General features: G+C 67.0%; 28 protein-coding genes. 9 read left to right on the top strand and 19 right to left on the bottom strand.

Annotated features, from left to right (window positions below; all coding sequences use genetic code 11):
• Nucleotides 1-243: 243 nt before the first annotated feature.
• Complete coding sequence (locus KVS69_RS10985) at nucleotides 244-693, top strand: transposase (RefSeq protein ID WP_068854566.1); 450 nt, start codon at nucleotides 244-246, stop codon at nucleotides 691-693.
• A 386-nt stretch (nucleotides 694-1,079) separates the two neighbouring features.
• Here the strand turns inward: KVS69_RS10985 and KVS69_RS10990 are convergent, their stop codons facing one another.
• Genes KVS69_RS10990 through KVS69_RS11000 form a run of 3 tightly spaced genes read right to left on the bottom strand, consistent with a single transcriptional unit; the run spans nucleotide 1,080 to nucleotide 3,073 of the window.
• Nucleotides 1,080-2,030, bottom strand: a complete 951-nt coding sequence (locus KVS69_RS10990) for an aspartate carbamoyltransferase catalytic subunit (RefSeq protein WP_217538060.1) — start codon at nucleotides 2,028-2,030, stop codon at nucleotides 1,080-1,082.
• A 16-nt stretch (nucleotides 2,031-2,046) separates the two neighbouring features.
• Nucleotides 2,047-2,514 carry a Holliday junction resolvase RuvX gene (gene ruvX, locus KVS69_RS10995; protein ID WP_068849771.1) on the bottom strand — a complete coding sequence of 156 codons (468 nt, stop codon included), beginning with the start codon at nucleotides 2,512-2,514 and terminating at the stop codon, nucleotides 2,047-2,049.
• Nucleotides 2,507-3,073, bottom strand: a complete 567-nt coding sequence (locus KVS69_RS11000; RefSeq protein WP_068849768.1) for a YqgE/AlgH family protein — start codon at nucleotides 3,071-3,073, stop codon at nucleotides 2,507-2,509. Before KVS69_RS11000 ends, ruvX begins: the two co-directional genes overlap by 8 nt.
• A 91-nt stretch (nucleotides 3,074-3,164) precedes the next feature.
• Between KVS69_RS11000 and KVS69_RS11005 the strand changes: the two genes are divergently transcribed.
• Together KVS69_RS11005 and KVS69_RS11010 are read left to right on the top strand one after the other, a co-directional pair.
• Nucleotides 3,165-4,955, top strand: coding sequence for a DUF4153 domain-containing protein (locus KVS69_RS11005; protein ID WP_217538061.1), 1,791 nt, complete (start codon nucleotides 3,165-3,167; stop codon nucleotides 4,953-4,955).
• Nucleotides 4,952-5,479, top strand: coding sequence for a DNA-3-methyladenine glycosylase I (locus KVS69_RS11010; protein ID WP_184125065.1), 528 nt, complete (start codon nucleotides 4,952-4,954; stop codon nucleotides 5,477-5,479). Before KVS69_RS11005 ends, KVS69_RS11010 begins: the two co-directional genes overlap by 4 nt.
• 30 nt (nucleotides 5,480-5,509) lie before the next feature.
• Here the strand turns inward: KVS69_RS11010 and KVS69_RS11015 are convergent, their stop codons facing one another.
• From KVS69_RS11015 to KVS69_RS11040, 6 genes are all read right to left on the bottom strand, one after another.
• Nucleotides 5,510-6,217, bottom strand: a complete 708-nt coding sequence (locus tag KVS69_RS11015) for a YitT family protein (protein ID WP_184125063.1) — start codon at nucleotides 6,215-6,217, stop codon at nucleotides 5,510-5,512.
• Between the two features lie 94 nt (nucleotides 6,218-6,311).
• Nucleotides 6,312-6,527: a DUF4287 domain-containing protein gene (locus KVS69_RS11020; protein ID WP_068854565.1), complete on the bottom strand. Its 216-nt coding sequence runs from the start codon at nucleotides 6,525-6,527 to the stop codon at nucleotides 6,312-6,314.
• Nucleotides 6,528-6,591: 64 nt separating this feature from the next.
• A complete protein-coding gene (locus tag KVS69_RS11025; RefSeq protein WP_217538062.1) occupies nucleotides 6,592-7,575 on the bottom strand; it encodes an aldo/keto reductase in 984 nt (327 codons plus the stop codon).
• Between the two features lie 130 nt (nucleotides 7,576-7,705).
• On the bottom strand, nucleotides 7,706-8,290 hold the full coding sequence (locus tag KVS69_RS11030; protein WP_184125057.1) for a hypothetical protein: 585 nt from the start codon (nucleotides 8,288-8,290) through the stop codon (nucleotides 7,706-7,708).
• A gap of 115 nt (nucleotides 8,291-8,405) precedes the next feature.
• Nucleotides 8,406-9,548, bottom strand: coding sequence for a PilT/PilU family type 4a pilus ATPase (locus tag KVS69_RS11035; RefSeq protein ID WP_068849744.1), 1,143 nt, complete (start codon nucleotides 9,546-9,548; stop codon nucleotides 8,406-8,408).
• An 86-nt stretch (nucleotides 9,549-9,634) separates the two neighbouring features.
• Nucleotides 9,635-10,672 carry a type IV pilus twitching motility protein PilT gene (locus tag KVS69_RS11040; RefSeq protein WP_068849741.1) on the bottom strand — a complete coding sequence of 346 codons (1,038 nt, stop codon included), beginning with the start codon at nucleotides 10,670-10,672 and terminating at the stop codon, nucleotides 9,635-9,637.
• Between the two features lie 151 nt (nucleotides 10,673-10,823).
• On the opposite strand from KVS69_RS11040, the gene KVS69_RS11045 reads away from it, so the two are divergent.
• Nucleotides 10,824-11,459: a YggS family pyridoxal phosphate-dependent enzyme gene (locus KVS69_RS11045; protein ID WP_254622138.1), complete on the top strand. Its 636-nt coding sequence runs from the start codon at nucleotides 10,824-10,826 to the stop codon at nucleotides 11,457-11,459.
• 64 nt (nucleotides 11,460-11,523) lie between these two features.
• On the top strand, nucleotides 11,524-12,342 hold the full coding sequence (proC, locus tag KVS69_RS11050) for a pyrroline-5-carboxylate reductase (protein ID WP_217538064.1): 819 nt from the start codon (nucleotides 11,524-11,526) through the stop codon (nucleotides 12,340-12,342).
• A 6-nt stretch (nucleotides 12,343-12,348) separates the two neighbouring features.
• Here the strand turns inward: proC and soxR are convergent, their stop codons facing one another.
• Complete coding sequence (gene soxR, locus KVS69_RS11055) at nucleotides 12,349-12,783, bottom strand: redox-sensitive transcriptional activator SoxR (RefSeq protein ID WP_176472643.1); 435 nt, start codon at nucleotides 12,781-12,783, stop codon at nucleotides 12,349-12,351.
• Nucleotides 12,784-12,871: 88 nt separating this feature from the next.
• Here soxR and KVS69_RS11060 point away from each other — a divergent pair, with 88 nt between their 5' ends.
• A complete protein-coding gene (locus KVS69_RS11060; protein ID WP_217538065.1) occupies nucleotides 12,872-14,230 on the top strand; it encodes an MFS transporter in 1,359 nt (452 codons plus the stop codon).
• A gap of 3 nt (nucleotides 14,231-14,233) precedes the next feature.
• Here KVS69_RS11060 and KVS69_RS11065 read toward each other — a convergent pair whose 3' ends face one another.
• The 3 genes from KVS69_RS11065 to KVS69_RS11075 form a co-directional block, all read right to left on the bottom strand.
• Nucleotides 14,234-16,165: an alpha/beta fold hydrolase gene (locus KVS69_RS11065; protein ID WP_217538066.1), complete on the bottom strand. Its 1,932-nt coding sequence runs from the start codon at nucleotides 16,163-16,165 to the stop codon at nucleotides 14,234-14,236.
• Nucleotides 16,162-17,139 (bottom strand): DUF4105 domain-containing protein, encoded by a 978-nt coding sequence (locus KVS69_RS11070; protein ID WP_217538078.1) that lies wholly within the window; start codon nucleotides 17,137-17,139, stop codon nucleotides 16,162-16,164. Before KVS69_RS11070 ends, KVS69_RS11065 begins: the two co-directional genes overlap by 4 nt.
• A 115-nt stretch (nucleotides 17,140-17,254) precedes the next feature.
• Complete coding sequence (locus tag KVS69_RS11075) at nucleotides 17,255-17,473, bottom strand: hypothetical protein (RefSeq protein WP_249833851.1); 219 nt, start codon at nucleotides 17,471-17,473, stop codon at nucleotides 17,255-17,257.
• Nucleotides 17,474-17,654: 181 nt separating this feature from the next.
• On the opposite strand from KVS69_RS11075, the gene KVS69_RS11080 reads away from it, so the two are divergent.
• From KVS69_RS11080 to KVS69_RS11090, 3 genes are all read left to right on the top strand, one after another.
• Nucleotides 17,655-19,745, top strand: coding sequence for a TonB-dependent siderophore receptor (locus KVS69_RS11080; RefSeq protein ID WP_217538067.1), 2,091 nt, complete (start codon nucleotides 17,655-17,657; stop codon nucleotides 19,743-19,745).
• Nucleotides 19,746-19,811: 66 nt separating this feature from the next.
• Nucleotides 19,812-20,948 carry a PepSY-associated TM helix domain-containing protein gene (locus KVS69_RS11085; protein WP_217538068.1) on the top strand — a complete coding sequence of 379 codons (1,137 nt, stop codon included), beginning with the start codon at nucleotides 19,812-19,814 and terminating at the stop codon, nucleotides 20,946-20,948.
• Nucleotides 20,945-21,127, top strand: a complete 183-nt coding sequence (locus KVS69_RS11090; protein ID WP_217538069.1) for a hypothetical protein — start codon at nucleotides 20,945-20,947, stop codon at nucleotides 21,125-21,127. Before KVS69_RS11085 ends, KVS69_RS11090 begins: the two co-directional genes overlap by 4 nt.
• Here KVS69_RS11090 and KVS69_RS11095 read toward each other — a convergent pair whose 3' ends face one another.
• The 6 genes from KVS69_RS11095 to KVS69_RS11120 all read right to left on the bottom strand — a co-directional run.
• Nucleotides 21,128-22,006, bottom strand: a complete 879-nt coding sequence (locus KVS69_RS11095) for a LysR family transcriptional regulator (RefSeq protein ID WP_217538070.1) — start codon at nucleotides 22,004-22,006, stop codon at nucleotides 21,128-21,130.
• Between the two features lie 49 nt (nucleotides 22,007-22,055).
• Nucleotides 22,056-22,937, bottom strand: coding sequence for an SDR family NAD(P)-dependent oxidoreductase (locus KVS69_RS11100; protein ID WP_217538071.1), 882 nt, complete (start codon nucleotides 22,935-22,937; stop codon nucleotides 22,056-22,058).
• Between the two features lie 87 nt (nucleotides 22,938-23,024).
• Nucleotides 23,025-23,405, bottom strand: coding sequence for a YbjQ family protein (locus tag KVS69_RS11105; protein WP_095363712.1), 381 nt, complete (start codon nucleotides 23,403-23,405; stop codon nucleotides 23,025-23,027).
• A 31-nt stretch (nucleotides 23,406-23,436) separates the two neighbouring features.
• Nucleotides 23,437-23,880: a nuclear transport factor 2 family protein gene (locus KVS69_RS11110; protein WP_217538072.1), complete on the bottom strand. Its 444-nt coding sequence runs from the start codon at nucleotides 23,878-23,880 to the stop codon at nucleotides 23,437-23,439.
• A 3-nt stretch (nucleotides 23,881-23,883) separates the two neighbouring features.
• Nucleotides 23,884-24,510, bottom strand: coding sequence for a DUF2306 domain-containing protein (locus KVS69_RS11115; protein WP_217538073.1), 627 nt, complete (start codon nucleotides 24,508-24,510; stop codon nucleotides 23,884-23,886).
• Between the two features lie 63 nt (nucleotides 24,511-24,573).
• Nucleotides 24,574-24,909, bottom strand: a 336-nt coding sequence (locus tag KVS69_RS11120; protein ID WP_217538074.1) for a hypothetical protein, incomplete at its 5' end; no start/stop codon positions are given.

Below are 24,909 nucleotides of genomic sequence, written 5' to 3' on the forward strand. Positions count from 1 at the left end.
CGGTGGTGATGCCGCCTTCGGATGCTTGGGCCGCGCTGCGCGCGGTTTCCGGCCAACGGCCGGGGCTACGAATTTTTACGGGCCCATTGGGATTGGGGTCAATCGACCAAAAGCCACAGTCCGGTAGCGCCGGCCGTTGGCCGGCCTTCGTATGGCTACCTACACTGCATGACGGTAACGGCCGATGTGTATGTCGGCATTTCCCTGAATCACCACTACGCCCCATCCGCCGAGGATGGGAGGATGAGCAGCCATCGTCTACGTCTTGGGCGCCGCAGCATTGTCGGGCAGGTTTACGTCATGACGACGCGTTGTGCCGGGCAATCCCGTTGGTTTGATGATCCGGAAGCCGCCGAGATCGTGGTCAATCAGCTTCGACAGATGGACCGGAGCCGATGCACCCACACCCTGGCATGGGTCGTCATGCCCGACCACATTCACTGGATGTTTGAACTGCGATCGCATTCACTTGCGTACGTCGCGCGGCGCTTCAAATCTTCCAGCGCGCTGTCGCTTAACCGCCTGAAGGGTAGACAGGGCAAGGTGTGGCAACCCGGATTCTTCGATCATGCGGTGCGTGCCGACGAAGCCTTGTTACGCCACGCGCACTACATCGTTGGCAACCCGATACGCGCGGGAATCACCGCGAACATCGGCGACTACAAACATGCATGGTGTCGTTGGCCGCTATAGGCATCGTCCAGCATTGCGTTCCGGCCAACGGCCGGCGCTACCGACAAACGCGCCGACGGCTACGCCACATCTATCCGCAGCCCACGGTTGATTGATCCCAATCCCAATGGGTCCGTAAAAATTCGTAGCCCCGGCCGTTGGCCGGAAACCGCGCGCAGCGCGGCCCAAGCATCCGAAGGCGGCATCATCACCGCCACCGATCATCCGTCCGGCGTTTACACGATCCGAAGCCCACGGTCGATTGACCCCAATCCCAATGGGCCCGTAAAAATTCGTAGCCCGGCCGTTGGCCGGAAACCGCGCGCAGCGCGGCCCAAGCATCCGAAGCCGAAAACACACCGCCCCCGTATTCCGTCCGACGTTCAGACGATCCGAAGCCGCCCCCATCACCCCAACAACGTTTCCAACACCGCCATGCGCACGGCCACGCCGTTGGCCACCTGGCGCAGCACCCACGACTGCGGGCCGTCGGCCACTTCGTCGGTGACTTCCACGCCACGGTTGATCGGGCCCGGGTGCAGCACGGCCGCGTCCTGGCCGGCGCGCTTCAGGCGCGCGGCGTTCAACCCGTACTCGGCGTGGTACTGCTCGATCGACGGCACCAGGCCTTCTTCCATCCGCTCACGCTGCAGGCGCAGCATCATCAGCGCATCTACGCCTTCCAGCATCTGGTCGAAATCCTGGCCGACGATGCAGCCCTTCAGCGTGTCATCGTCCGGCAGCAGCGACTGCGGGCCGCACACGCGGATCTCGCCCACGCCCAGTGTGCGCAGGGCATGCAGGTCGGTGCGGGCCACGCGTGAGTGCTTCACGTCGCCGACGATCACCACCTTCATCTTCGAGAAATCACCGCCCTTGGCCTGGCGCAGGGTCAGCATGTCCAGCAGGCCCTGGGTCGGGTGCGCGCTGCGGCCGTCGCCGGCATTGATCAGCGCGGTGCCCTCGCCCGCCGCGGCGGCCAGCTCGGCCACGGCACCGTCATCCGGGTGACGCACGACGAAGCCACGCACGCCCATCGCTTCCAGGTTCTTCAACGTATCGCAGGCGGTTTCGCCCTTGCGCGTGGACGAGGTGGAGGCGTCAAAATTCAGCACGTCCGCGCCCAGCCGCTGCGCGGCCAGCTGGAACGAGCTGCGGGTACGGGTGGAGGGTTCGAAGAACAGCGTGCACACCGCCGAACCGCCCAGTACGTGGCGCTTGTTGCCGACCCGGCCGACCGCCGCATCGCGGATCTGGCCCGCGCGGTCAAGCAGCTGCAGCAGGGTTTCGCGGGGCAGACCTTCCAGGGTCAGCAGGTGGCGCAGGCGTCCGTCGGAATCGAGTTGCGAGGCGGTCATGGGCAGGGTCTGGGGGTCAGGAAACGGGGGTGGCATCGTCCGGCGAGGACAGCCAGCGTTCGATGATCACCGCGGCGGCCACCGCATCCAGCGTGGCCGCATCGCGGCGCCGCTTGCGGCCTTCGGCACGCTCGACGGCGAACCGGCGGGCCGCTTCGACCGAGCTGGAGCGCTCGTCGATCAGCACCACCGGCAGCTTGAAACGTTCCCGCAGCTGGCGGGCAAAGCCCTGCGCGCGCTTGCGGTTGGGTTGGTCCTGGCCATCCAGGGTGAGCGGGTCGCCCACCACCAGGCCATCGGGCCGCCATTCCTTGATCAGGCGTTCGACCGCGGTCCAGTCCGGACCGTTGCCGTGCACGTCCACCACGGCGATGGCCCGGGCATGGGTGCCGAAGGAACTGCCGATCGCCACCCCGATCCGGCGCGAGCCGACATCGAAGCCGAGCACGGTGCCGTCGCGGCGGATGGTGGCCGGCTCAGACATTGCCGCTGTAGTCCGTCAGCCGGAACAGGTCGACCCCGATCCGTGCGGCGGCGCCCTGCCAGCGCTGCTCCAGCGGCGTGGCGAACAGCAGTTCGGCATCGGCGGGGACGGTCAGCCAGCTGTTGTCGGCGATCTCGCCTTCCAGCTGGCCCTCGGTCCAGCCGGCACAGCCCAGCGTGACCAGCACATTGCGCGGGCCTTCGCCGCGGGCCATGGCTTCGAGGATGTCGCGCGAGGTGGTCAGGTACACGCCCTCGCCCACCTGCAGGCTCGATTCCCACGCACGTGCATCGTCATGGATGACGAAGCCACGCTCGGGATGCACCGGGCCGCCGTTGAGCACCACCTGGTCGCGCAGGACGAGGTCGTCGGTCTGGATCTCCATCTGCGCCAGCACATCGCCCAGCGTGTACTCGGACGGCTGGTTGACCAGCACGCCCATGGCACCGTTCTCGTCGTGCTGGCAGATCAGGCTTACGGTGCGCGCGAAGGTCGGATCGGTCAGCGACGGCAGCGCAACCAGCAGGTGATCGGCAAGGGAGGTAGGCAACGTGGACATGGGCCCATTCTACCCGCTGCATCCTCACACGGGCGTGAGCCTCGGCTACGATGCGTGCAGTCATGGACGTGTGTACGCAATGGAGAGCACGATGAACCCGCAGCCACCCCTTTCCCCTGCCTCGCGCGCCGCCATCGTGCTGATCGCGCTGTTGCAGGGCCTGATGCTGTACGCGGTGCAGGAAGCGGCCGACCACGGGCCGTTCCAGGCATTCGCCACGCGCCTGTGCTGGTACACCTGGGTGCTGAGCGTCCCCACCGCCGTTGCGCTGACCCTGGTGGACCTGCGCGACCGCCGCCTGTGGGTGCACGCGGCGCTGGCCTCGGCCCTGGTGCTGGCGATGGCCGGCTGGATCGGCTGGAACCTGGGCGGAACGCCCGACGACCTGCGCCAGGCACCGCTGCTGCTGCCGTTCTCCGTGTGCGTGGCCGTCGCGGTGTTCGTCGCGCTGCCGTGGTGGCAGTTCCGGCTGCAGCACGGACACTGGCGCGCCACGTACGCAGCCCTGTTCGAGCGCGCCTGGCAGAACGGGCTGACCCTTGCGCTGGCACTGGGCTTCACTGGGCTGACCTGGATGCTGCTGTGGCTGTGGGCGGCGCTGTTCGACCTGGTGGACATCCACTTCTTCCGCGACCTGTTCCGCGAAAAAGCCTTCATCGCGCTGGCTACCGGCATGCTGTTCGGGTTCGGCGTGCTGATCGGGCGCACCCAGGACCGGGCCATCCAGGTCATCCGCCAGGTGCTGTTTGCCGTGGCGCGCGGCCTGCTGCCGCTGCTGGCGTTCATCGCGGTGATCTTCGTGGTCTGCCTGCCCTTCACCGGGCTGGAGCCGCTGTGGCGCACGCGCTCGGCGGCCACGGTACTGCTGGCCCTGGTGCTGCTGCTGATCGTCTTCAGCAACGCGGTGTACCAGCATGAAAGCGAGCTGCCACCCTACCCGGCGTGGCTGCGCCGGCTGGTCGAGGCCAGCCTGCTCACGCTGCCGGTGTATGCGGCGCTGGCGCTGTATGCGATGGGCCTGCGCATCAGCCAGTACGGGGTCACCCTGGAGCGCTTCTGGGCGCTGCTGGCGGCGCTGCTGGTGTTCGGTTACGCGGTGGGCTATGCGCTGGCCGCGGTGCACAGGCGCGGGCGCTGGCTGCAGCGGATCGAACCGGTCAACCGCTGGATGTGCTGGGTGGTGCTGGGTGCGGCGGTGCTGGCCAATACGCCGGTGCTGGACCCGATCCGGATCAGCCTGGCCAGCCAGATGGCCCGGCTGCAGGCAACCGCGCCGGCAATCAAGGGCGAAGACGCCACCGATCTGCGCTTCGGCTATGGCCGGCGCGGCGCCGAGGTGCTGAAGGAACTGCAGCAGGACCCGCGCTTCCGCGACGATCCGCGTGCAAGCACCCTGATCGCCAATGTCCTGAGCGTGGACGCGCGGCAAGTCCGTTATGGGAACTACAGCGACGCCATCAAAGACCTCAAGGTGCTGCAGCAGCAGCTGAAACTGGCCAAGAGCAGCCCGGCGCCAGACCCGGACTGGTGGCAGGCGTTGCTGGCCAGGACCGTGAACGTCAGCAGCTGCCTGGAAATGGACGAGGTCTGCGTGGCACTGCGCCGCGACCTGGATGGCGATGGCGTGGACGAGATGCTGTTGTGCCACGAGCCGTCGTGGGGTGGCGCGGTATGCCGCCTGCACGCGCGCGATGGCAAGGACTGGACCGATGCCGGCAAGATCGAGTTCCCGATGCCCTCCGAATACCGCGGCGACCCGGCGTACGACCCGCTGCTGCGGGGTAACCTGACGATCCATCCAGCACGCTGGCCGCAACTGTCGCTCGGCGATGGGCCTAGACTGGGCATCGAACAACCTCCCGTTGAAGACGAGACCCCATGAGCGGCTACTGCCTCATCGCACCGGGCCATCCGGTGCACGGTCATTACCATGACCACGAATATGGCTTCCCGCAGCGCGACGAACGCGAGCTGTTCGAGCGCCTGCTGCTGGAGATCAACCAGGCCGGGCTGAGCTGGGAGACGATCCTGAAGAAGCGCGAAGGGTTCCGCGCCGCCTACAGCCAGTTCGATGTGGATACCGTGGCCGGCTATGGCGAGCGCGACGTGGAACGCCTGCTCAACGATGCGGGCATCATCCGCAACCGGCTCAAGGTGCATGCGGCCATCCACAACGCCCAGGTGATCCAGCAGCTGCGGGCAAGCCACGGCAGCTTCGCGGCATGGCTGGATGCGCACCACCCGCGCGACAAGGCCGAGTGGGTGAAGCTGTTCAAGAAGACGTTCCGCTTCACCGGCGGCGAAATCACCGGTGAATTCCTGATGAGCCTGGGCTACCTGCCCGGCGCGCACAGCCCGGATTGCCCGGTGTACAAACGCCTGCAGAAACTCAGTAAACGGGGGTAGGCGGCCACCGTTGGTGGTCGCCGCGATCCGTCAAACGCCCATGTACCGGCCGGGCCGATGGTTGAACATCAGCACCAGGCTCAGCACCACCGCGCCGATCGCCGAATACATCACCTTGTCCGGCGAGAGCACGAAGAACGCCACGCCCATCAGCAGCGTGTCGAACGACATCTGCACCTTGCCCGCGCTCCAGCCACGGGTGCGCTGCAGGTATACCGCCAGGATGCCGATGCCGCCCAGGCTGGCGCGGTGGCGGATGTAGAACAGGATGCCCAGCCCGGCCAGCGCGCCGCCCACCAGCGCCGAATACAGCGAGCTCATGTGGGCGAAATCGGCCCAGCGCGGCAGCAGGTCGGTCAGCACGCCGCAGGCGGTGACCGCCGCGAAGGTCTTCAGGGTGAATTCCCAGCCCATGCGCCGCACCGCCACCCAGTAGAACGGCAGGTTGACCAGCACGAACACCAGGCCGAAATTCCAGCCGAACGCGTAGTGGGCCAGGAACGCCAGGCCGGCCATGCCGCCGATCATCAGCCCGCCCTTGGCGAAGATCGCCAGGCCCAGCGAGGCCACCAGGGTGGCCAGGATCATGCCCTGCACGTCCTCGGCCACCGAATGGCGCAGGGCTTTGGCATCGGCCACGGTGCCGGCGCTGTCCGGCGGCGGGGTCAGCGGGCCGGCGGTGACCAGATGGCCGTCAGCGTCGTCGCACGGCGCGGGGCCATGGGATTCAAGGGACATGGGGGGTGGGGCCATACACGTGGGGAGCGGTATTAGACACGATCCGCGTGACAGTTGCAGGTGAAATCGATTCATCCCGCAACGAATGACCGCTTCACCCGGTCCGGTCCTTCAAATGGTGGGCCACCAAGGCGTTGGCGTGGCCATGGCCCAGGCCATGCTGGCTCTTCAGGAAGGTGACCAGGGCCATGTGCCTGAGCCCGCCCTGCGTGGCCAGCAGGGCAAGCCAGTGTCCCACTGGCTGCCCATAGGTCTTTTCGATGGACGGGAAGTACGACGCGGGACCTTTGACCGGGGCGGTGTCGCTCATGACCTGTTCCTTGCAGAGGGTTTCATCCACTACGACGCTGGCCAGGGCACGAAATCGACATCCGTCAGCGGGTGACCTGCTTCTGCCGTTCCGCGTTGTAGCGGTCGCCCACGATGGCGATGCCGTCCAGCGCCGCCGCGATCTGCTGCAGGTCGGCCTCGTGCAGGGCCAGCTCGGCAGCGGCCAGGTTCTCTTCCAGCCGGTGCAGCTTGGTGGTGCCGGGAATCGGCACGATCCAGGGCTTGCGCGCCAGCAGCCAGGCCAGCGCTACCTGCGCCGGGGTGGCCTGGCGGGCGGCGGCAATGGCGCCGATGGCCTCGACCAGCGCCTGGTTGGCGCGGCGCGCCTCCACCGCAAAGCGCGGCAGCGAGCTGCGGAAATCGGTGGGCGCAAACTCGGTATCGGCGGTGATCGCCCCGGTCAGGAAGCCGCGCCCCAGCGGGCTGAACGGCACGAAGCCGATGCCCAGCTCTTCAAGCACCGGCAGCACGCTCTGCTCCGGCTCGCGCCACCACAGGGAGTACTCGCTCTGCAGCGCCGCCACCGGCTGCACCGCATGCGCGCGGCGGATGCTGGTTTCGCCGGCTTCGGACAGCCCGAAGTGCTTCACCTTGCCCTCCGCGATCAGGTCCTTGACCGTGCCGGCGACATCTTCGATGGGCACGTTCGGGTCCACCCGGTGCTGGTAGAACAGGTCGATGCGGTCGGTCCTGAGCCGCTGCAGGCTGGCCTCGCAGACGGCGCGGATGTTCTCCGGGCGGCTGTCCAGCCCCAGGTCGGCATTGGCCTCCTTGAACCCGAACTTGGTCGCAATGACCACCTGGTCGCGGTACGGCGCCAGCGCCTGGCCCAGCAGTTCCTCGTTGCGGAACGGCCCGTAGACCTCGGCGGTGTCGAAGAAGGTCACCCCGCGCTCCACCGCTGCGTGCAGAAGCGCAACGCCATCGCTCACCTGCGGCGCGGTGCCATAGGCATGGCTCAGGCCCATGCAGCCCAGCCCGAGCGCGGAAACGCGCAGGCCGCTGTTGCCAAGGATTCGTGTCTGCATGGGGTGCTCCTTCGAGTGGGGACCCCAACGATACGCCCGCTCACGCCGGCGATTGCACTGCCGGAACCACTGGTGGTCATGAGCGAAGCTCATCAATGGCGCCTGCGGGTGCAGGCGCCATCTACCTGCCTCAGCGTTCGGCCACGGTCCCGATCAGGGCCAGCAGGAGCAGCAGGCCACCGGCGATGATCACCAGGATGTGCCAGACGTTGAGCCGGTCCATGCGCTCCATGTCGACCCGTTCATCCTGATGGTAACGGCGCAGCAGGCTGTTGACCGGCAGCAGCGGTACGAATGTGAACAGCGCCAGCAGCCAACCGGCGTTGGGCAGCCGGCTGGCGAAGTTGAGCAGGAAGTAGGTCACCGCCAACAGTCCTGGCGCGAAGGCCAGTTCGCGACGCCGGCTGCTGGCCGCGTCACTCAGCTCGCGGAAGCAGAAGAACGACCAGATCGGTGAGAACAGCGCGCGCGCCCAGGGCCACTGGTCGCCGCCGGTCTCTCGCTTGATCGCCTGCCAGTTCCGCCAGAACCAGTACATCGGGTACAGCCCGAGCGTAGTGGGTGAAAGCAGCACCATTTTCAGCGTGGAAGGCGAGTAGTACTCGGCCGCATCGGAAATCGCCCGTGCCTGGGACTGGGATTCCGGCAGCGTGCCGGGCAAAGCAGGTGGCATCGGAATGGTCGCCGGTGCGCGGTATGGATCATGCAATTCCATGTGCATTCTCATCATTGGCAGTGTCACCGGCGCGGTGCCGGCCCCTTGAAACACCACTTGCAACAAAGGCGCGCCGGCATTGCACCGTACGCGCCCGGTTTCCCCGCCCGCAGCTTCAGCGGACTTCGGAAATCTCCACGCCATCCAGGCCCTGCGACAGCGTGCGTGCGTCACCGCCCTGCGAGAGCTTGATGCGCAGGCGCACCTCGTTCTGCGAATCGGCGTAGCGCAGCGCGTCTTCGTAGCTGATCTCGCCGGCCTGGTAGAGCTCGAACAGGCTCTGGTCGAAGGTGCGCATGCCCAGCTGCACCGATTCCTTCATCACTTCCTTGAGCTTGTGGATCTCGCCGTCGCGGATGTAATCCTGCACCAGCGGCGTGCCCAGCATGATTTCCATCGCCACCTTGCGCGACTTGCCATCCGGCGAAGGCACCAGCTGCTGGGCGACCACGCCCTTGAGGTTCAGCGACAGATCCATCAGCAGCTGGCTGCGGCGGTCTTCCGGGAAGAAGTTGATGATGCGGTCCATCGCCTGGTTGGCGTTGTTGGCATGCAGGGTACACAGCACCAGGTGGCCGGTTTCGGCGAACGCGATGGCGTGGTCCATGCCCTCGCGGGTACGCACTTCGCCGATCATGATCACGTCCGGCGCCTGGCGCAGGGTGTTCTTCAGCGCCGCTTCCCAGCTGTCGGTATCGATGCCCACTTCGCGCTGGGTGATGATGCAGCCTTCGTGCTTGTGCACGAATTCGATCGGGTCTTCGATGGTGATGATGTGCCCGGTGGAATTCAGGTTGCGGTACCCGATCATCGCCGCCAGCGAGGTGGACTTGCCGGTACCGGTCGCACCCACGAACAGGATGATGCCGCGCTTGGTCATCGCCAGCGTCTTGATGATCGGCGGCAGGCTCAGCTCTTCCACGGTGGGAATGCGGGTTTCGATGCGGCGCAGGACCATGCCGACCTGGTTGCGCTGGTAGAAGCAGCTCACGCGGAACCGGCCCACGCCGGACAGGCCGATGGCGAAGTTGCACTCGTGGGTTTTTTCGAACTCTTCGCGCTGCGCCGGCGTCATCACGTTCAGCACCAGGTCGCGGCTCTGCTGCGGCGTGAGCGGGGTCTGGGTGATGGGCGAGATCTTGCCGTTGACCTTGATCGCAGGCGGCATGCCCGCGGTGATGAAAAGGTCCGACGCCTTCTGGTGCGCCATCAGCTTGAGGAACGAGGTGAAGTCGATGGTGGTGCTGGTGGTATTCATGGCGATGTGCTCCGGAAACCTTGCCGAACGCCGGGCATGGCCCGGCGCTGCCGAATCTGTCGCGCCGGGAAGGCCCGGCGCCACCATCATTCGAAGATGCGCTTGTCCTTGGCGTATTCCTTGGCCTGGTTGCGCGTGATCAGGCTGCGCTTGACCAGGTCCTGCAGGTGCTGGTCGAGCGTCATCATGCCCATCTGCTGGCCGGTCTGGATCGCCGAGTACATCTGCGCCACCTTGTCTTCGCGGATCAGGTTGCGGATGGCCGGGGTGCCGACCATGATTTCCCACGCGGCGGTGCGCCCGCCGCCCACCTTCTTCAGCAGCGCCTGCGAAATCACCGCGCGCAGCGATTCGGACAGCATCGAGCGCACCATCGGCTTTTCGCCGGCGGGGAACACGTCGATGATGCGGTCGATGGTCTTGGCCGCCGAGCTGGTGTGCAGCGTGCCGAACACCAGGTGGCCGGTTTCGGCGGCGGTCAGCGCCAGCCGGATGGTTTCCAGGTCGCGGAGTTCGCCGACCAGGATGATGTCCGGGTCTTCACGCAGTGCCGAACGCAGTGCTTCGTTGAAGCCGTGCGTATCGCGGTGCACTTCGCGCTGGTTGATCAGGCACTTCTGCGAGGTGTGCACGAATTCGATCGGGTCCTCGACGGTGAGGATGTGGCCGTATTCGTTTTTGTTGATGTAGTCGATCATCGCCGCCAGCGTGGTCGACTTGCCCGAACCGGTCGGGCCGGTCACCAGGATCAGGCCCTGCGGCTGGTCGATCAGCTCGCGGAAGATCGGCGGCGTGTTCAGGTCTTCCAGGGTCAGCACTTCGGACGGAATGGTACGGAACACCGCACCGGCGCCACGGTTCTGGTTGAACGCGTTGACGCGGAAGCGCGCCAGGCTGGGAATCTCGAACGAGAAGTCGACTTCGAGGAATTCCTCGTAATCGCGGCGCTGCTTGTCCGACATGATGTCGTAAACGAGCGCGTGGACCTGCTTGTGGTCCAAGGCCGGAATGTTGATGCGACGGACATCGCCGTCCACGCGGATCATCGGCGGCAGGCCTGCCGACAGATGAAGGTCCGACGCTTTGTTCTTAACGGAAAACGCCAACAGCTCGGCGATATCCATACGCTGCTACTCCCCATAGACTGCTGCGACTGGAAGGATCTTTCCCCGGTCGGCAGTATAGCCTCCCTGATCCACCGCGAAATCTCTTTGTGTCCTGCCCCGTGAGCGCCCACCCGTGACCGCCCTGCCCCTGCCCACCCTGCTGCTGAACCTGCACAACGCGGCCACGGCCGCCGGGCGGCCACCGCCGCGCCTGCTGGCGGTGTCCAAGACCCAGCCGGCCGAGGCCGTGGCGGCGCTGGCGGCGCAGGGCCAGCGCGCGTTCGGCGAGAACTACGTGCAGGAAGCGGTGGCAAAGATCGATGCGCTGGCGGCCCTGGGGCTGGAGTGGCACCTGATCGGCCACCTGCAGTCCAACAAGGCCGACCTGGCCGCGCAGCGCTTCGACTGGGTGCAGAGCGTGGACCGGGCCAAGCTGGTTACCGCGCTGGCTACGCACCGCCCGGCCGCGTTGCCGCCGTTGAACGTGCTGGTGCAGGTCAATATCGACGATGAAGGCAGCAAGCACGGCTGCACGCCCGACGCCGTGCCGGCGCTGGCCGCCGCCATCGCCGCCGAACCACGCCTTTGCCTGCGCGGGCTGATGGCCATCCCTGCGCCGTGGCCGGACCCACACCGCCGCGCCCAAGCCTTTGAACGCATGCACGCGCTGTTTGCCGAGCTGGCCACCCGCTACCCGCAGGCCGATACCCTCTCGATGGGCATGAGCGGCGACTACCCCGACGCCATAGCCCATGGCGCGACCATGGTCCGCGTCGGCACCGCCTTGTTCGGCGCACGGCATTGAGGGGCCCACCCACCCGTAGCGCGGGGCCCTGCCCCGCGGCCCAGATCACATACAAGGATGCCCAATGAGCACTTCGATCACCTTCATCGGCGGCGGCAACATGGCGCGCAGCCTGATCGCCGGCCTGGTCCGCCAGGGCACTGCCCCGGGCAACATCCACGTGGCCGAACCGGTGGCCGGGCTGCGCAGCCAGCTCACCACCGACTTCGGCGTGAAGACCTACGCCAGCGCCAGCGAAGCGGCCGCGCAGGGCGCGGTATGGGTGCTGGCGGTGAAGCCGCAGGTGCTGCGCGATGTCTGTGCGTCGCTGGCGGAGATCGCCCAGGCCCAGGCCCCGCTGGTGGTATCCATCGCCGCCGGCATCACCAGTGCGCAGCTGCTGCGCTGGCTGGGCGGTAGCGGCGCGGTGGTACGCGCCATGCCCAATACCCCGGCGCTGCTGGGTGCAGGCGTGACCGGCCTGTTTGCCACCGCCGGGGTCAGCGCCGAACAGCGGGGCCAGGCCGACACCGTGCTGGCCAGCGCCGGGCGCACGGTGTGGATCGAGGATGAAGCACGCATGGATGCGGTCACCGCCGTCTCCGGCAGTGGCCCGGCCTATGTGTTCCTGTTGGCCGAGGCGATGGAAGCGGCCGGCATCGCGCAGGGCCTGCCGGCCGACGCCGCGCGCACGCTGGTGGTGCAGACCCTGCTGGGCGCCAGCCGCATGCTGGACGAATCCGGCGAAGCCCCGGCAGAGCTGCGTCGGCGCGTCACCTCGCCGAACGGCACCACGCAGGCCGCGATCGAGAGCTTCCAGGGCGACGACTTCGAAGCGATCGTGGCTCGCGCGATCGACGCGGCGACGCGACGGGGACAGGCGTTGTCGGCGGCCAACGACTGATCCGGGTCAGCCCCAGCGCTGCGCGCCATCCCCCTGCTCGCCCAACGCGTCCCCGGGATTGGCCAACCGGCAGCGCTTCAGTGAAAGACACCCACAGCCGATGCAGTCGGTGAGCTGGTCGCGCAGCAACAGCAGTTCCTCGATGCGTTGATCCAGCTCGCCGCGCCACAGCGCCGACATCTTCGCCCACTCGGCGCGGGTCGGCGTCTTGTTCTCTGGCAGCGCCGCGAACGCGTTGGCCACCGCTTCCAACGGCATGCCCACCCGCTGTGCGACGCGGATCACCGCCAGCCGACGCAGTACGTCGCGGCTGAAGCGACGCTGGTTGCCGGCCGTGCGCAGGCTGCGGATCAGGCCCTTGCGCTCATAGAAGTGCAGCGCCGATACCGCCACGCCGCTGCGACGTGCCACGTCGCCTACACTCAGCTCCTGCGCGATCACTGCTTGACCTCAACCATGGTTAAGGTGTCATCGTGCGGCACCTCGCGGTGTGCCGCAAGCACCGCGCTTCTTCGTTCCTGGAATCCGCATGTCTTCCGATGTCGCTGTACTGCCCGCCGACGCGCCCACGTCGATCCTCTCGCCGCGCTACCGCGCCACCACCATCGGCATGGTCGCGCTGGTGTCGCTGCACGCGTTCGAAGCGCTGGCCGTGGCTGCGGCCATGCCGACCGTGGCGCGTGAGCTGGATGGCCTGCGCCTGTATGCGCTGGCGTTCGGCGGCACGCTGGCCACCAGCGTGATCGGCATGACCCTGGCGGGCCGCTGGAGCGACCGGCTCGGCCCGGCCCGGCCGTTGTGGCTGGGCCTGTGCTGCTTCATCGCCGGCCTGCTGGTGGCCGGGCTGGCCCAGCACATGCCGGTGCTGGTGATCGGCCGGCTGCTGCAGGGGCTGGGCGCCGGTGCCATTTCCGTGTCGCTGTACGTGCTGGTCGGGCGCACCTTCCCCGAATCGCTGCGGCCACGCGTCTTTGCCGCGTTCTCGGCAGGTTGGGTGGTGCCCTCGCTGATCGGCCCTGCCATCAGCGGGTTGATCGTGCAGCACGCCGGCTGGCGCTGGGTGTTCCTGGGCGTGCCGTTGCTGGCCATCCCGGCCGCGCTGCTGCTGCGGCCGGCGCTGCGCGCGGTGCCGCCGCTGGCGGCCGCGCCGCGTTCGGAGGGCAGCGTGGTGCGCTGGGCGATCGGTGCATCCGTGGGCGCGCTGCTGCTGTACGTGGGTGGCCAGCAGGTAGGCTGGCCGGCACTGGCCGTGCTGCTGCCGGCGGTGGCACTGTTGGCGCTGTGCAGCTGGAAGCTGCTGCCGCGCGGCACCCTGCGCCTGCGGCGGGGCCTGCCCAGCGTGATCGCCCTGCGCGGTATCGCGGCGTCGGCATTCTTTGGTTGCGAGGCGTTCCTGCCGCTGCTGCTGCAGCGTGAGCGTGGCCTGAGCCCTCTGCTGGCCGGGGTGGCGTTGAGCCTGGGCGCGCTGGGCTGGTTCAGCGGGTCGTGGTTCCAGGGCCATGGGGGCCAAAGGATGTCGCGTCGCCAGCTTCTCACCGCCGGCGCGCTGCTGATGTGCACCGGCATCATCGGCACCGCGCTGGCGATCCAGCCCGGCGTACCGTTGGCCCTGGCGCTGGCCGGGTGGACCGTGACCGGACTTGGCATGGGGCTGATCTACCCGAGCCTGTCGGTGCTGACATTGTCGTTGTCACCGCCGGCGCAGCAGGGCGCGAACACCTCTGCGCTGCAGTTGAGCGAGGCGCTGGGCGTGGCCACCACGCTGGCCATTTCCGGCTCGCTGTTCGCGCTGATGCTGTCGGTGGATGTGACCCTGGGTTACCTGCAGACGTTCGCGATCATGTTGGTGCTGGCCGCTGCGAGCGTGGTGGTGGCGCGGCGGGTCTGACCGCTACGGCGCCACCTCTTCCAGGTCTTCGCGCAGGATCCGCCGGATCTCCAGCACCGCCTGCGGGGTTTCCTGCACGCTGTGGCCGGAGATGATCACCTTCTCCGACACCGCGCCGGGCAGGTGCGCGCTCCAGTAGGGCACCAGGCCGTCGTCGGACTGCTCCAGCGGCACCTCGGGTTTGCGCTGGGCGATGATCGAGTGGTACTTCAGGCCCGGCATGATCGGCAGGGCGGCGGCCGCCTTCACGAACGGATCGGTGGCCTTGAGGTTGTCGATGCTGTTGGGAATCTGCAGCTTGGTGGCCTGCGCCGACTGCACTTCGGATTGCTGCAGGGCCTGGAACACATCCTCGAACTTGCCGAGGATGGTGATCGGCAGGCGCACCAGGCGCCCGATGAAGCGTCCGACCCGGTTGCCGGCGATATCGGTGCCCTGGTGGGGTGCGGCGATGAAGATGGCGCGCTCCACGTTCGGTTCGGCATCGAAGTGCAGCAGCGGGCCCAGTTTGGCCTGGACGCGCTTGAGCCGTTCACCTTTCAGGTCGTAGTTGGCCAGCAGCTGGTTCCACAACGTGTCGCCGGAACTGGTGACCAGCAACCGGGCCAGCACGCCCCCCATGCTGTGGCCGATGAACACCATGTCCTTCGACGCACGCGAGGTGCCCTTCGGGTCGAAATGCCGGAGCGTGTTGTCGAACGCCTGGTCGATCTCGAAACGGTTCAGTGCAATCGGCGCGTTGGTCGGGTAGTACACCTGCCACACCTGGAAGTGCCTGCGCAGCTCGGGATCGCCCAGGATCTCGTTGGCCACGTTCACCCAGGCCTCCGGGCTGCTGCCCAGCCCATGCAGCATGAAGATGATGCGGCGGTTCGGATCCCACGGCTGCATCAGGTACATGTGCGGTTCGGCAATGCCTTCGCTCAGGCCGAACAGCGTGCGCAGCGACTGGGTGGCAAAGCCGGACTGGGCCAGCCACATGCCGTAGGCGGCGGTGAAGTTGCCGGCCAGCGGCACCTTCTCGCCATGCAGGTCCACGCTTTCGGTGGATTCAGGCGAATACACGTCGAACAGCACCTGGGTGGTGTCCAGCACCTGCTGCAGGGTATCGCCCTTGAAGCGCAGCAACGCGGTGGCATTGATCGCCGACATTTCGCTGTACTGCGGAATCTCGGCCTTCTCACCGTCCGCCGGCGCGATCAGCTTGGGCGGGTCCATCACCACCACCAGCTCGGCACCAAAGCCGTCGCGGCGGTAGGTACTGCGCAGGCCGGCGAAACTCACCGAGGATGCCGACACCATCGTGGTGGGAATGCTGGCCAGGCGCAGCTCGTCGAAGTCCGAGGTCAGCGTCCAGCGCTCGCCCGCCACCGCGGCGTTGTAGTCCTCCCCTTCCAGCGCGCTTTCGCGGCTGCGCTTGAACACCACCGTGGCGGTCTGTTCGGCGGCGTAGTTGTAGTAGTCGCGCACCTGGGTCTGGCGGTCTTCGAACGCGCGGTCCGACGGCGTGCGCCCGCTGAAGAACAGGTAGGCATACGCGTACCGCGCTGCTTCCAGCCACGCGTCCAGCGCCGCATCGGACATCGGGGTCTTGTCGCGGTCCTTCGGCTTGGGCGTGAGTGCCAGCGCGTTCTTCACCCACAGCTCGGACAGCGTTGAAAGCCGCTGTTCCTCGGGCAGGTCGCGGGTGTCCTTCAGGGTCTTCTCGCAGGCGGCAACATCCTTCTCGCACAGCGCCACGTCCAGGCCAATCACGCTCAGCGTTTCCTGCGAGGCCATGCTGAACTTGCCGGAGGTGAGCACATCGCCGCGCTTGTTGGCCAGGTAATCGGTGGGCGAGACCTGCTTCATGGTGACCATGGCGCAGCCACTGGACAGCAGCAGCGAAAGCAGCACCGCCAGCAGGGGCGCACCACGGCGAAGGAGCCGGCTCATGGCTGCACCTCCGGGTCGATGCCCGGCACGCCGACGCGGATCAGCTGCGAGAAGCGTGGATCATCGCCAGCGGCACGCGCGCGATCGGTGATGCGCCCGCGCGCCTTCAGCGTGGCGAAGTCCACGCCGGGCGTGAGCACGCCCAGGTCACGCGCGTATTCGGCGAAATAGCCGGAGGCGAGCAGCCGGTAGTCCAGCGGCAATCCCGGCGCGATCTGCTTGGCCAGTTCGTACACGATGGTGGTGCAGTTGCTGGTCAGCGTGTTGTAGAACGCCGGTGCGGCATCCAGTCTGCGCGCTTCGCCCAGGTAGGACACGAACAGGCCCTTGAGCTGGTCGCGGGTCATGCCCTTCAGGCGATACAGGTACACATCCTCGCCGCGCACGTTGCTGCGCACCCGCACGATGTCGGTTTCCTCGGCCGCCACCAGGGTCATCTCGAATTTGCGGAAGAACCCGCCCAGCGCCGAGAACGATTCGCCGCGCTCCTTGCGGATCTCCAGCGAGAACACCAGCTGGCGGCCATCGGCGAAGCCGAACGAGACCAGTGTGTGCGCGATCATCGGCCCCATCCAGTACGACAGCACCAGGTCGGCCGAACGCAGCTCGTCCAGGTCGTACTCGCGGCGCTCCCAGCGCACGTCGTGGTCGTCATCGGTGCGCCAGGTGAAGTTGCGCACGTTGTCGAGCACCACCCGGGAGCCGTCGAACTCCACCACTTTCAGCCGCTGGGCGACATCATCGGCCCAGACCCGGTCCTGGCGCGGGGTGAGCAGCAGCCACCACACGCCGCAGAGCACCAGCGCGGCCACGAACAGCGGGCCCGGCCAGCGCCCGGCGCGGGCGCGGCCAACGGCCACGGCGGTGGCAAGCGCAAAGGCGCCCCACCCCGCCAACAGCACACCCTTCAGCCAACCCGGCCCGGAAAGCTGGTACGCCAGCAGCCCGGCTACCCAAAGCGCTGCGACCAGCATCAATACGGCCAGCCCCCATCGTCCTGCTGTCTTCACACATCGTTCCGTCGGTTGGTCGGGGCGCTAGTTAGCCATAACCACGGTGTGGGGGACATGTTCCCCTGTTCAGGTTCGCTCAGCGACGCGGGGCGCCCACCTTCTGCCACGGTGCCATGCCCTTGCGGGCGCGCGGCAGCGCGCGGCGCAGTGGCAGCCGGCGCGGCATCGGAATACCCACCCCGGGCGCGGCGGTATCGTCACGGCGCAGGTCCTCGGCGCGCTCGCCGACCAACAGGGCCGCCATCTCCTCCAGGCCGTTGCGCATCGCCCGGGCGGCCGTCTGCAGGGTATTCATGGCGTGTCTCCAATGACGAAACGGGGGACGGACTACGTTAAGACCGGCACCGCGTAGGGCTCGTGCAGGGGATGTGGCAGAGGGATGAAAACCGCGCCCCACAGGCTTGTATCTGAGATTCATTTGCGTTCGCATCCTCACCTCCCGATAATCCGGGCCCTTAGTCACCGGGAACCCCGTCATGCCTGCCCTGTCGCGCCGTTCGCCCTTGCTCCTGCTGGTTCCCACCCTGCTGGCGTCGGCCATGGCCCATGCCCAGGACAGCAGCGCCGCCCGTACCCTGGACGCGGTCAGCGTGGTCGCCGACCGCGCCAGCACCGCCACCAAGACCGATACCCCGCTCACCCAGACCCCGCAGGCGATCAGCGTGGTGACCCGCGAGCTGTTCACCGACCGCGGCGCCCGCAACCTGCAGGAAACCCTGCGTTACAGCGCCGGCGTGACCGCCGATGCCTACGGCCTGGATACCCGCAGCGACGGCAGCACCGTGCGCGGTCTGGACCCGGTGCAATACCTGGATGGCCTGCGCCGCAGCTACGGCTTCAATCCGCTGGCACGCACCGAGGTGTACGGCCTGGAGCGGGTGGAAGTGCTGCGCGGCCCCTCGTCGGTGCTGTACGGCGCCGGCGCCACCGGCGGCATCATCAATGCCATCACCAAGCGCCCGACCTTCGGCGACCTGGGCGGCGAAGTGGCCCTGCAGCTGGGCAACTTCGACCGCAGACAGTTCCAGGGCGACGTGGCCGGCACCCTGAACGACGCCGGCACCCTGGCCGGTCGCTTCGTCGGCCTGGTGCGCGAATCCGGCATGCAAACCGACACCATCGACGATGACCGCGTGTACCTGGCGCCGTCGATCAGCTGGCAGGGCGAGCGCAGCACCCTCACCGTGCTGGCCAGCTACCAGCACGACAAGACCGCCTCCAGCCAGCAGTTCCTGCCGGTGGTGGCGACCCTGAATGCACCGGCCGGTTCACCGCGCCTGGATCCATCGACGTTCCTGGGCGACCGCGATTTCGACAAACTCGATTCGCGCGTGTACAGCGTGACCGCCCTGTTCGACCACAGCTTCAGCGACAGCATCAGCCTGCGCTCGGCCGTGCGCTACCTGGATGGCAAGACCGAATTCCGCGAACTGTACCCGGACACCTACTCCAATCCGCTGGACCCGTTCATCGATGCCGACAAGCGCGTGCTCAACCGCAATGCCTACGGCGTTCGCCCGGACGTGCGTTCGCTGACCAGCGACAACGCGGTGCAGTTCGACTTCGCCACCGGCGCCTTCCAGCACCTGCTGCTGGCCGGCGTGGACTACAGCGATTACCGCGAGAAGTCCTGGAACCTGGATGCCACCCCGACCCCGATCGACATCTACAACCCGATCTCCACCGGGGTGACCATCAACGGCTGGGACCGCCTGCCCGACCAGCAGACCACTCAGCTGGGCGTGTACCTGCAGGACCAGATCCGCTGGGCCGACCGCGTCTCGCTGGTGCTGGGCGCACGCCGCGACCACGCGCGCAGCAAGACCGAAGGCCTGCCCAGCCAGACCGACAACGCCACCACCTACCGCGCCGGCCTGATCGGTGAGATCGGCGCGGGCGTCTCGCCGTACATCAGCTACAGCGAGTCGTTCCTGCCGGTGACCGGCCAGGATCTGTACGGCCGTGCGTTCAAGCCGATGCAGGGCGACCAGTGGGAAGGCGGCATCAAGTGGCAGCCGGCGTCGAACATGCTGGTCACCCTGGCGGCCTATCGCATCACCGAGACCAACCGCCAGACCAACGATCCGGACAACGTGTTGAACGTGATCCAGACCGGTGAGATCGAATCGAAGGGCGTGGAAGTCGAGGGCCAGTTCCAGTTCGCGCACGACATCACCCTCACCGCGGCGTACTCGCGCAACAAGGCCGAAGTGACCAAGAGCAACTTCGCCATGGAAGTGAACCAGCGCCTCAACGACACCCCGCAGGAGCTGGCCTCGGTATGGCTGGGCAAGGCCTTCCAGCTGGTCGACGACGCGCGCCTGCGACTGGGCGTTGGTGGCCGTTACGTGGGCAACACCCAGTCGCTGGGCTACGGCGGTTTCATCCGCACGCCCAGCTACACGCTGGTGGACGCGCTGGCCGAAATGCAGGTGACCGACTGGACGATGGCGCTGAACATCACCAACCTGGGCGACAAGAAGTACTTCGCCCCGTGCCGTAATTTCGGTGACTGCTTCACCGGCAACCCGCGCACGGTGACCGGAACGATTTCGTACCGGTTCTGACGGTGTGCCGGGCGTGGCCCGGCACTACCGTGTCCGTACCCTCTCCAGCCGCCGCCAGAGAACTCAATGCAACGTTCCACCATCAAAGCCTGGTTCCTGGTCCACAAGTGGACCAGCCTGGTCTGCACCCTGTTCCTGCTGCTGTTGTGCGTGACCGGCCTGCCGCTGGTGTTCGGCGAGGAGATCGCCCACCTCAGCGAACCGCACGTGGACAACCCGCAGCCGCAGGCCGCGCATCGCAACCTGGATGAACAGGTGCGCACCGCCGTGGCACAGTACCCGGGCAACGCGCCGCTGTTCGTGGGTTGGGACTGGGACGGCCACACGGTGTACGTCAACACCGGCACCGAGCCGGCCACGCCGCCGCCGCAGATGAAGACCGCGCTGCTCGATGCCAGCAGCGGCGAGGTGTTGCCCGCGCCGCAGTTCAACGAAGGGGTGATGTACTTCCTGTACCGGCTGCACACCGACCTGTTCCTCGGCCTGCCCGGCATGCTGTTCATGGGCGCGATGGGCCTGCTGTTCGCCGTGGCGATCATCTCCGGCCTGGTCCTGTACGGCCCCTTCATGCGCCGCCAGCGTTTCGGCACCCTGCGCACCGGGCGCAGCCGCCGGCTGGCCTGGCTGGACCTGCACAACGTGATCGGCGTGGTCACCCTGGGCTGGGCGCTGGTGGTGGGCATCACCGGCGCCATCAACACGATCGCGAAGCCACTGGAAACCGCCTGGCAGAGCCAGCAGCTGGGCGAGTTTGCCGCGCGTTACGCCGGCCAGCCGCGCCCGACCACACTGGCCTCGCTGCAGGCCGCGGTGGACACCGCACGCGCTGCCGAGCCCGGCATGCGCCCGGCCTTTGTCAGCTTCCCGGGTACCGGCTACAGCGGCGACCATCACTATGGCGTGTTCATGCAGGGCACCACCCCGCTCACCGAACGCCTGTACCGCCCGGTGCTGATCGATGCGGTCACCGGCGAACTCACCGCCCAGCCGCAGCTGCCCACCTACATGAGCGTGCTGCTGCTCAGCCAGCCGCTGCACTTCGGCGACTACGGCAAGCTGCCGTTGAAGATCCTGTGGGCGCTGCTGGACCTGCTCACCATCGCGGTACTGGTCAGCGGCCTGTACCTGTGGTTCAAGCGCGGCAGCACCGAAGCGCGGGTAACCGAGATCGAGCGCGCTGAAAAAACCGGGGGTGCGGCATGAGCCGGACGCCTGCGCCCAATGGCAGCCCGTTCACGGCGCCCGCGTGGATCGCTGCGGCAAGCCTGCTGGGTCTGGTCAGCGCGCTGGTTGGCGATGGCGTGTTCGACGTGGTGTCATGGGTCGTCTTCGCCGCGCTGATCGGGCTGGTGGTGCGTGCGTGGGTCAATCGCACGCGCTGATCAGCGGGCCACGTTCCGGGCGAAGTTGACTACCGCCGGTGATGCCTCGCCTGCACGCAGGCACAGGTGCAGCTCGAACGTGGCTTCATCGCCGCTGATCGGGCGGTACACCACCTCGGCATCGCGGAACCCGGCCATGCTGGCGGGCACCACCGAGATGCCCGCCTCCACCGCCACCAGTGACAGCACCGCGTGCATGCCGTGCGCTTCCTGCACCACCCGCGGTGTGAATCCTGCCGCCGCGCACAGGCGCACGACCTGCGAATGGAAGCCCCTTCCCTCGCGCGCCGGCCACAGCACGAACGCTTCGTCGGCCAGCATCTCCACCGTGAGATGCGGCTGCTCTGCGAGCGGGTGCGCGCGCGGCAGCGCGATCGCCAGGCGGTCACTGTCGAATGCCTGCAGCCGCATGTCGTCGGCCTCGAATACCGGTGGAATCACCACGCCCACGTCGATCCGCTGTTCGCGCAGCATCTGGATCTGGCGTGCGGAGGTGGCTTCGATCAATTCCAAGCGAACCTCCGGGCTGTCCTGGCGGAAGCTGCGGATCACCCCGGGCAGCCGCCCGTACAGCGCGCTGCCCACATAGCCCAGCCGCACGGTACCGGTGCGCCCCGCAGCCGCATCGCGGGTCGCTACCAGAGCGTGGTCGGCCTGCTGCAGCAGCAGGCGTGCCTCGGCCAGCAGCACTGCCCCGGCGGCGGTGAGCCCAAGGGTGCGGTTGCCGCGCTGGATCAGCTCGCTGCCGATCTCGTCTTCCAGCTTGCGGATGGCCGCTGTCAGCGGTGGCTGCGACATGTGCAGGCGCGCGGCCGCGCGGTGGAAGTGCAGCTCTTCAGCAACAGCAACGAACTGGCGAAGCAGGCGGAGATCAACCATGGGCATGCATGCGCTGGACGGAAACCCCGCCAGTATGCCGTGCCGTTGACTACCTGCGTGGTTCCACCGCGGGCTGCGCGATGCGCGACCATTGCGCGGCGATGTCTTCGATGCTGTCGGCGGACGTGGCGCGCAGGTCGCGCGGGTAGGCCACATCGTCGGCCTCTACGCTGCGGGTTGCGTGGAACTGGCCGTTGCTGGCACGCAGGATCCAGCCGCCATCGTGGCAGGCCGTTGATGCAAGGAAGGCAACGCCCGGCGCCACTGCATCCGGGTGCAGCTCATCGGGCTCGCCCTCCACGCCCCACATGCGGGTCTTGGCCACCGGCGAGATGGCATTGACCACGATGTTGTGCGGTGCGCCCTCAGCGGCCAGCACGTTGACGATACCCACCGCTGCCATCTTCGCGGCCGCATACGCAGCCAGGCCCTTCTGCACGTACTGCGGATACAGCGCGCGGTCGGAGGTGGTCAGCACGATGCGGCCATGGTGGCGTGCCTGCATCGACGGCCAAGCTGCCTCGGCCAGCCACAGCGGCGCCTTGGCCGCGATGGTCATCATGTGGTCGAAGCGGTCTTCCTCCAGCGCATCGATCTGCTGGTACTCCACCCACCCCGCATTGTGGATGATGAAGTCGATCCGGCCATGGCGGGCGAGGATGTCGGCGATCAGCGCGCGGCAGCCTTCGCGCTGGTCGATCGCCGCGTGCGCGGCATGCACTTGCAGCCCGGTACCGCGCAGCAGCGCCACCGTCGCATCGATCCGCGCCGGGTCCTGCCCGCTTCCATCCAGCCCGGCGCCCACGTCATGCATGACAACCCGCGCACCGCGCGAGGCCAGCAGCCTGCTGTAGGCCAGGCCCAGTCCACTGGCTGCACCGGTAACCAGCCCAACCTGCCCTTCAAATGAAACATCGTCGTGCGTCTGCATCCGCACAGGATCGTGCCGACAGCATGCCCAGCGCCAATACCACCTGCAGCAGTCCACGATACAAACCGCGTATCGCCCTTGAACGAATCACCGCAACGGCTCCACCACCACCGCCGTGCCATAGCACAGCACCTCGGTCAGCCCGGTCATGATGTCGGTCGCGTCGTAGCGCATGCCGATGATCGCGTTGGCCCCCAGCATCCGTGCATGCTTGGCCATATCGCGATAGGTCTCCTCGCGCGCCTGCTCGCACAGCTCGGTATAGATGGTGATGTTGCCGCCGAACAGCGTCTGGATGCCGCCCAGGAAATTGCCGACGATGGAGCGCGAGCGCACGGTGATGCCGCGCACCACACCCAGGTTGCGCGTGATCCGGAACCCGGGCAACTCGAAGGCGGTGGTCACCATCGAATCATCAAGGCGCGGCCCGGTCGGCGGGCGTGCGGCGCTGTTGTAAGGATCTGCCATGGTTGCCTCGGTATATGGATGGGACGACGCTTCAGAGTGAGGCAGGTCTGGGTTTGGAGTACCAGAGCGCGTTGACGATGATCCAGCGCTCTCCGAAACGCCCCATATGGAAGTAGTCCACGAACCAGGGCGTCTCCAGCCGCACGGAGGCCGCGTTGCCCGTGACGTCCAGCACGCGGCAGGTACGGTCCCAGTCCGCCTTGGGCGTCTTCAGCGCGCCCTGGCGGGTCAGGCCCACCAGCTCTTCCTTGCTCATGCGGCGCAGGCCAAGCCGCTCGTCCGGCGTTTCGCCCAGCACCATCCGCTTGGCCAGGTCAGGATGCAATGACCGCGCTACCCGCTGGGGATCGGCTTCCAGCTGGCCATCCACGTAGTCAAAGCATGTCGCTTCGATGGCAGCCACGGTGGCGGCATCGGGTGCCGCCGGAGAATTCGCGGAGGCGGCAGCGGCAAACAGCAGGGCAAGTGCGGACATGAACTACCTCAGGAAGGTTATGTAATCGTGCTTCAGCGGATCGCGTTCTCTCCGCCGGAACGCTTCCACCGTGACAAGGGGCAACAGCCAGCTTGCCCACAGCAGGCACGAGATCAGCGCTCCGCCCGGCGCCAGGCCTGAAGCAATGGCTACCGGCAACATCAAACGGAACAGGACGGGCGCCAGGGTCACCGCATAGTTGCGGATCATCCACGTCCTGTGCCGCTCCACTCGGCCACGGTGGATCGCGATCATGGCCAGCAGCGCCGTGGTCAACCACGCCAAGGCGTTGCCGGCAAAGCCAAACTTGATGGAAAGCGGTGCGGGAGTGGTGGCGATCAATCCAGCCGCCGCCGCGCTGGCCGTGAGGACTCCACCGAAATAGAGGTACCCAACCCGCCGATGAAGTACAGGACGCTCGAACCACCATCGCGCCAGCAGCTGGACCGGCCCGGTCACGATGGCCACCACGCCGCCAGCCAGGTGCAGCCACAGCCAGCCGTGACGATCCACGAAGCGGCCGTACGCGGGGCTGTCCAGAAGCCCGTACTTTGCATACGCCGCCATCAGGAATTCGGCCGATACCACCACGATGATCAGCCAGGTGACGACCACGAATGCGGCTTTCAACACTGTGTCCCGGCGCGATGGCATCAGCGTCTCTTCCGGTTGAGCTGCTGTCGAGCCGCCAATCTAGCCAACTCCGACAACCCGTTCAATCCATGCAAGGCGATGGGCATCGGCGGTGTCCCTTCGCACTGCTGCCAGCCCGTCGGCCCGGCCAAAGGCATGCAGCAGCAGCGGTCCAAGGTCGACCAGGGGCGATTTCGCCAGCCCCATCTCGTGCAGCAGGGCGAACGAACGCCCCTCGAACTCGCCGAGCAGCTCGGAGCCGTAGCGCGCCGCGTGGCTGATACCCGACAAGTACAGGGCCTTGAACACTTCCTGCTCCGGCCACTGCAGTGCCATCCGAAGCGGCCATTCGATCAGGTTGCGCTCGCCCCTTAGACCCTGTTTCCGCGTGACCTC

This window comes from Stenotrophomonas sp. GbtcB23, from assembly GCF_019091045.1.
Lineage (GTDB): Bacteria > Pseudomonadota > Gammaproteobacteria > Xanthomonadales > Xanthomonadaceae > Stenotrophomonas > Stenotrophomonas rhizophila_A.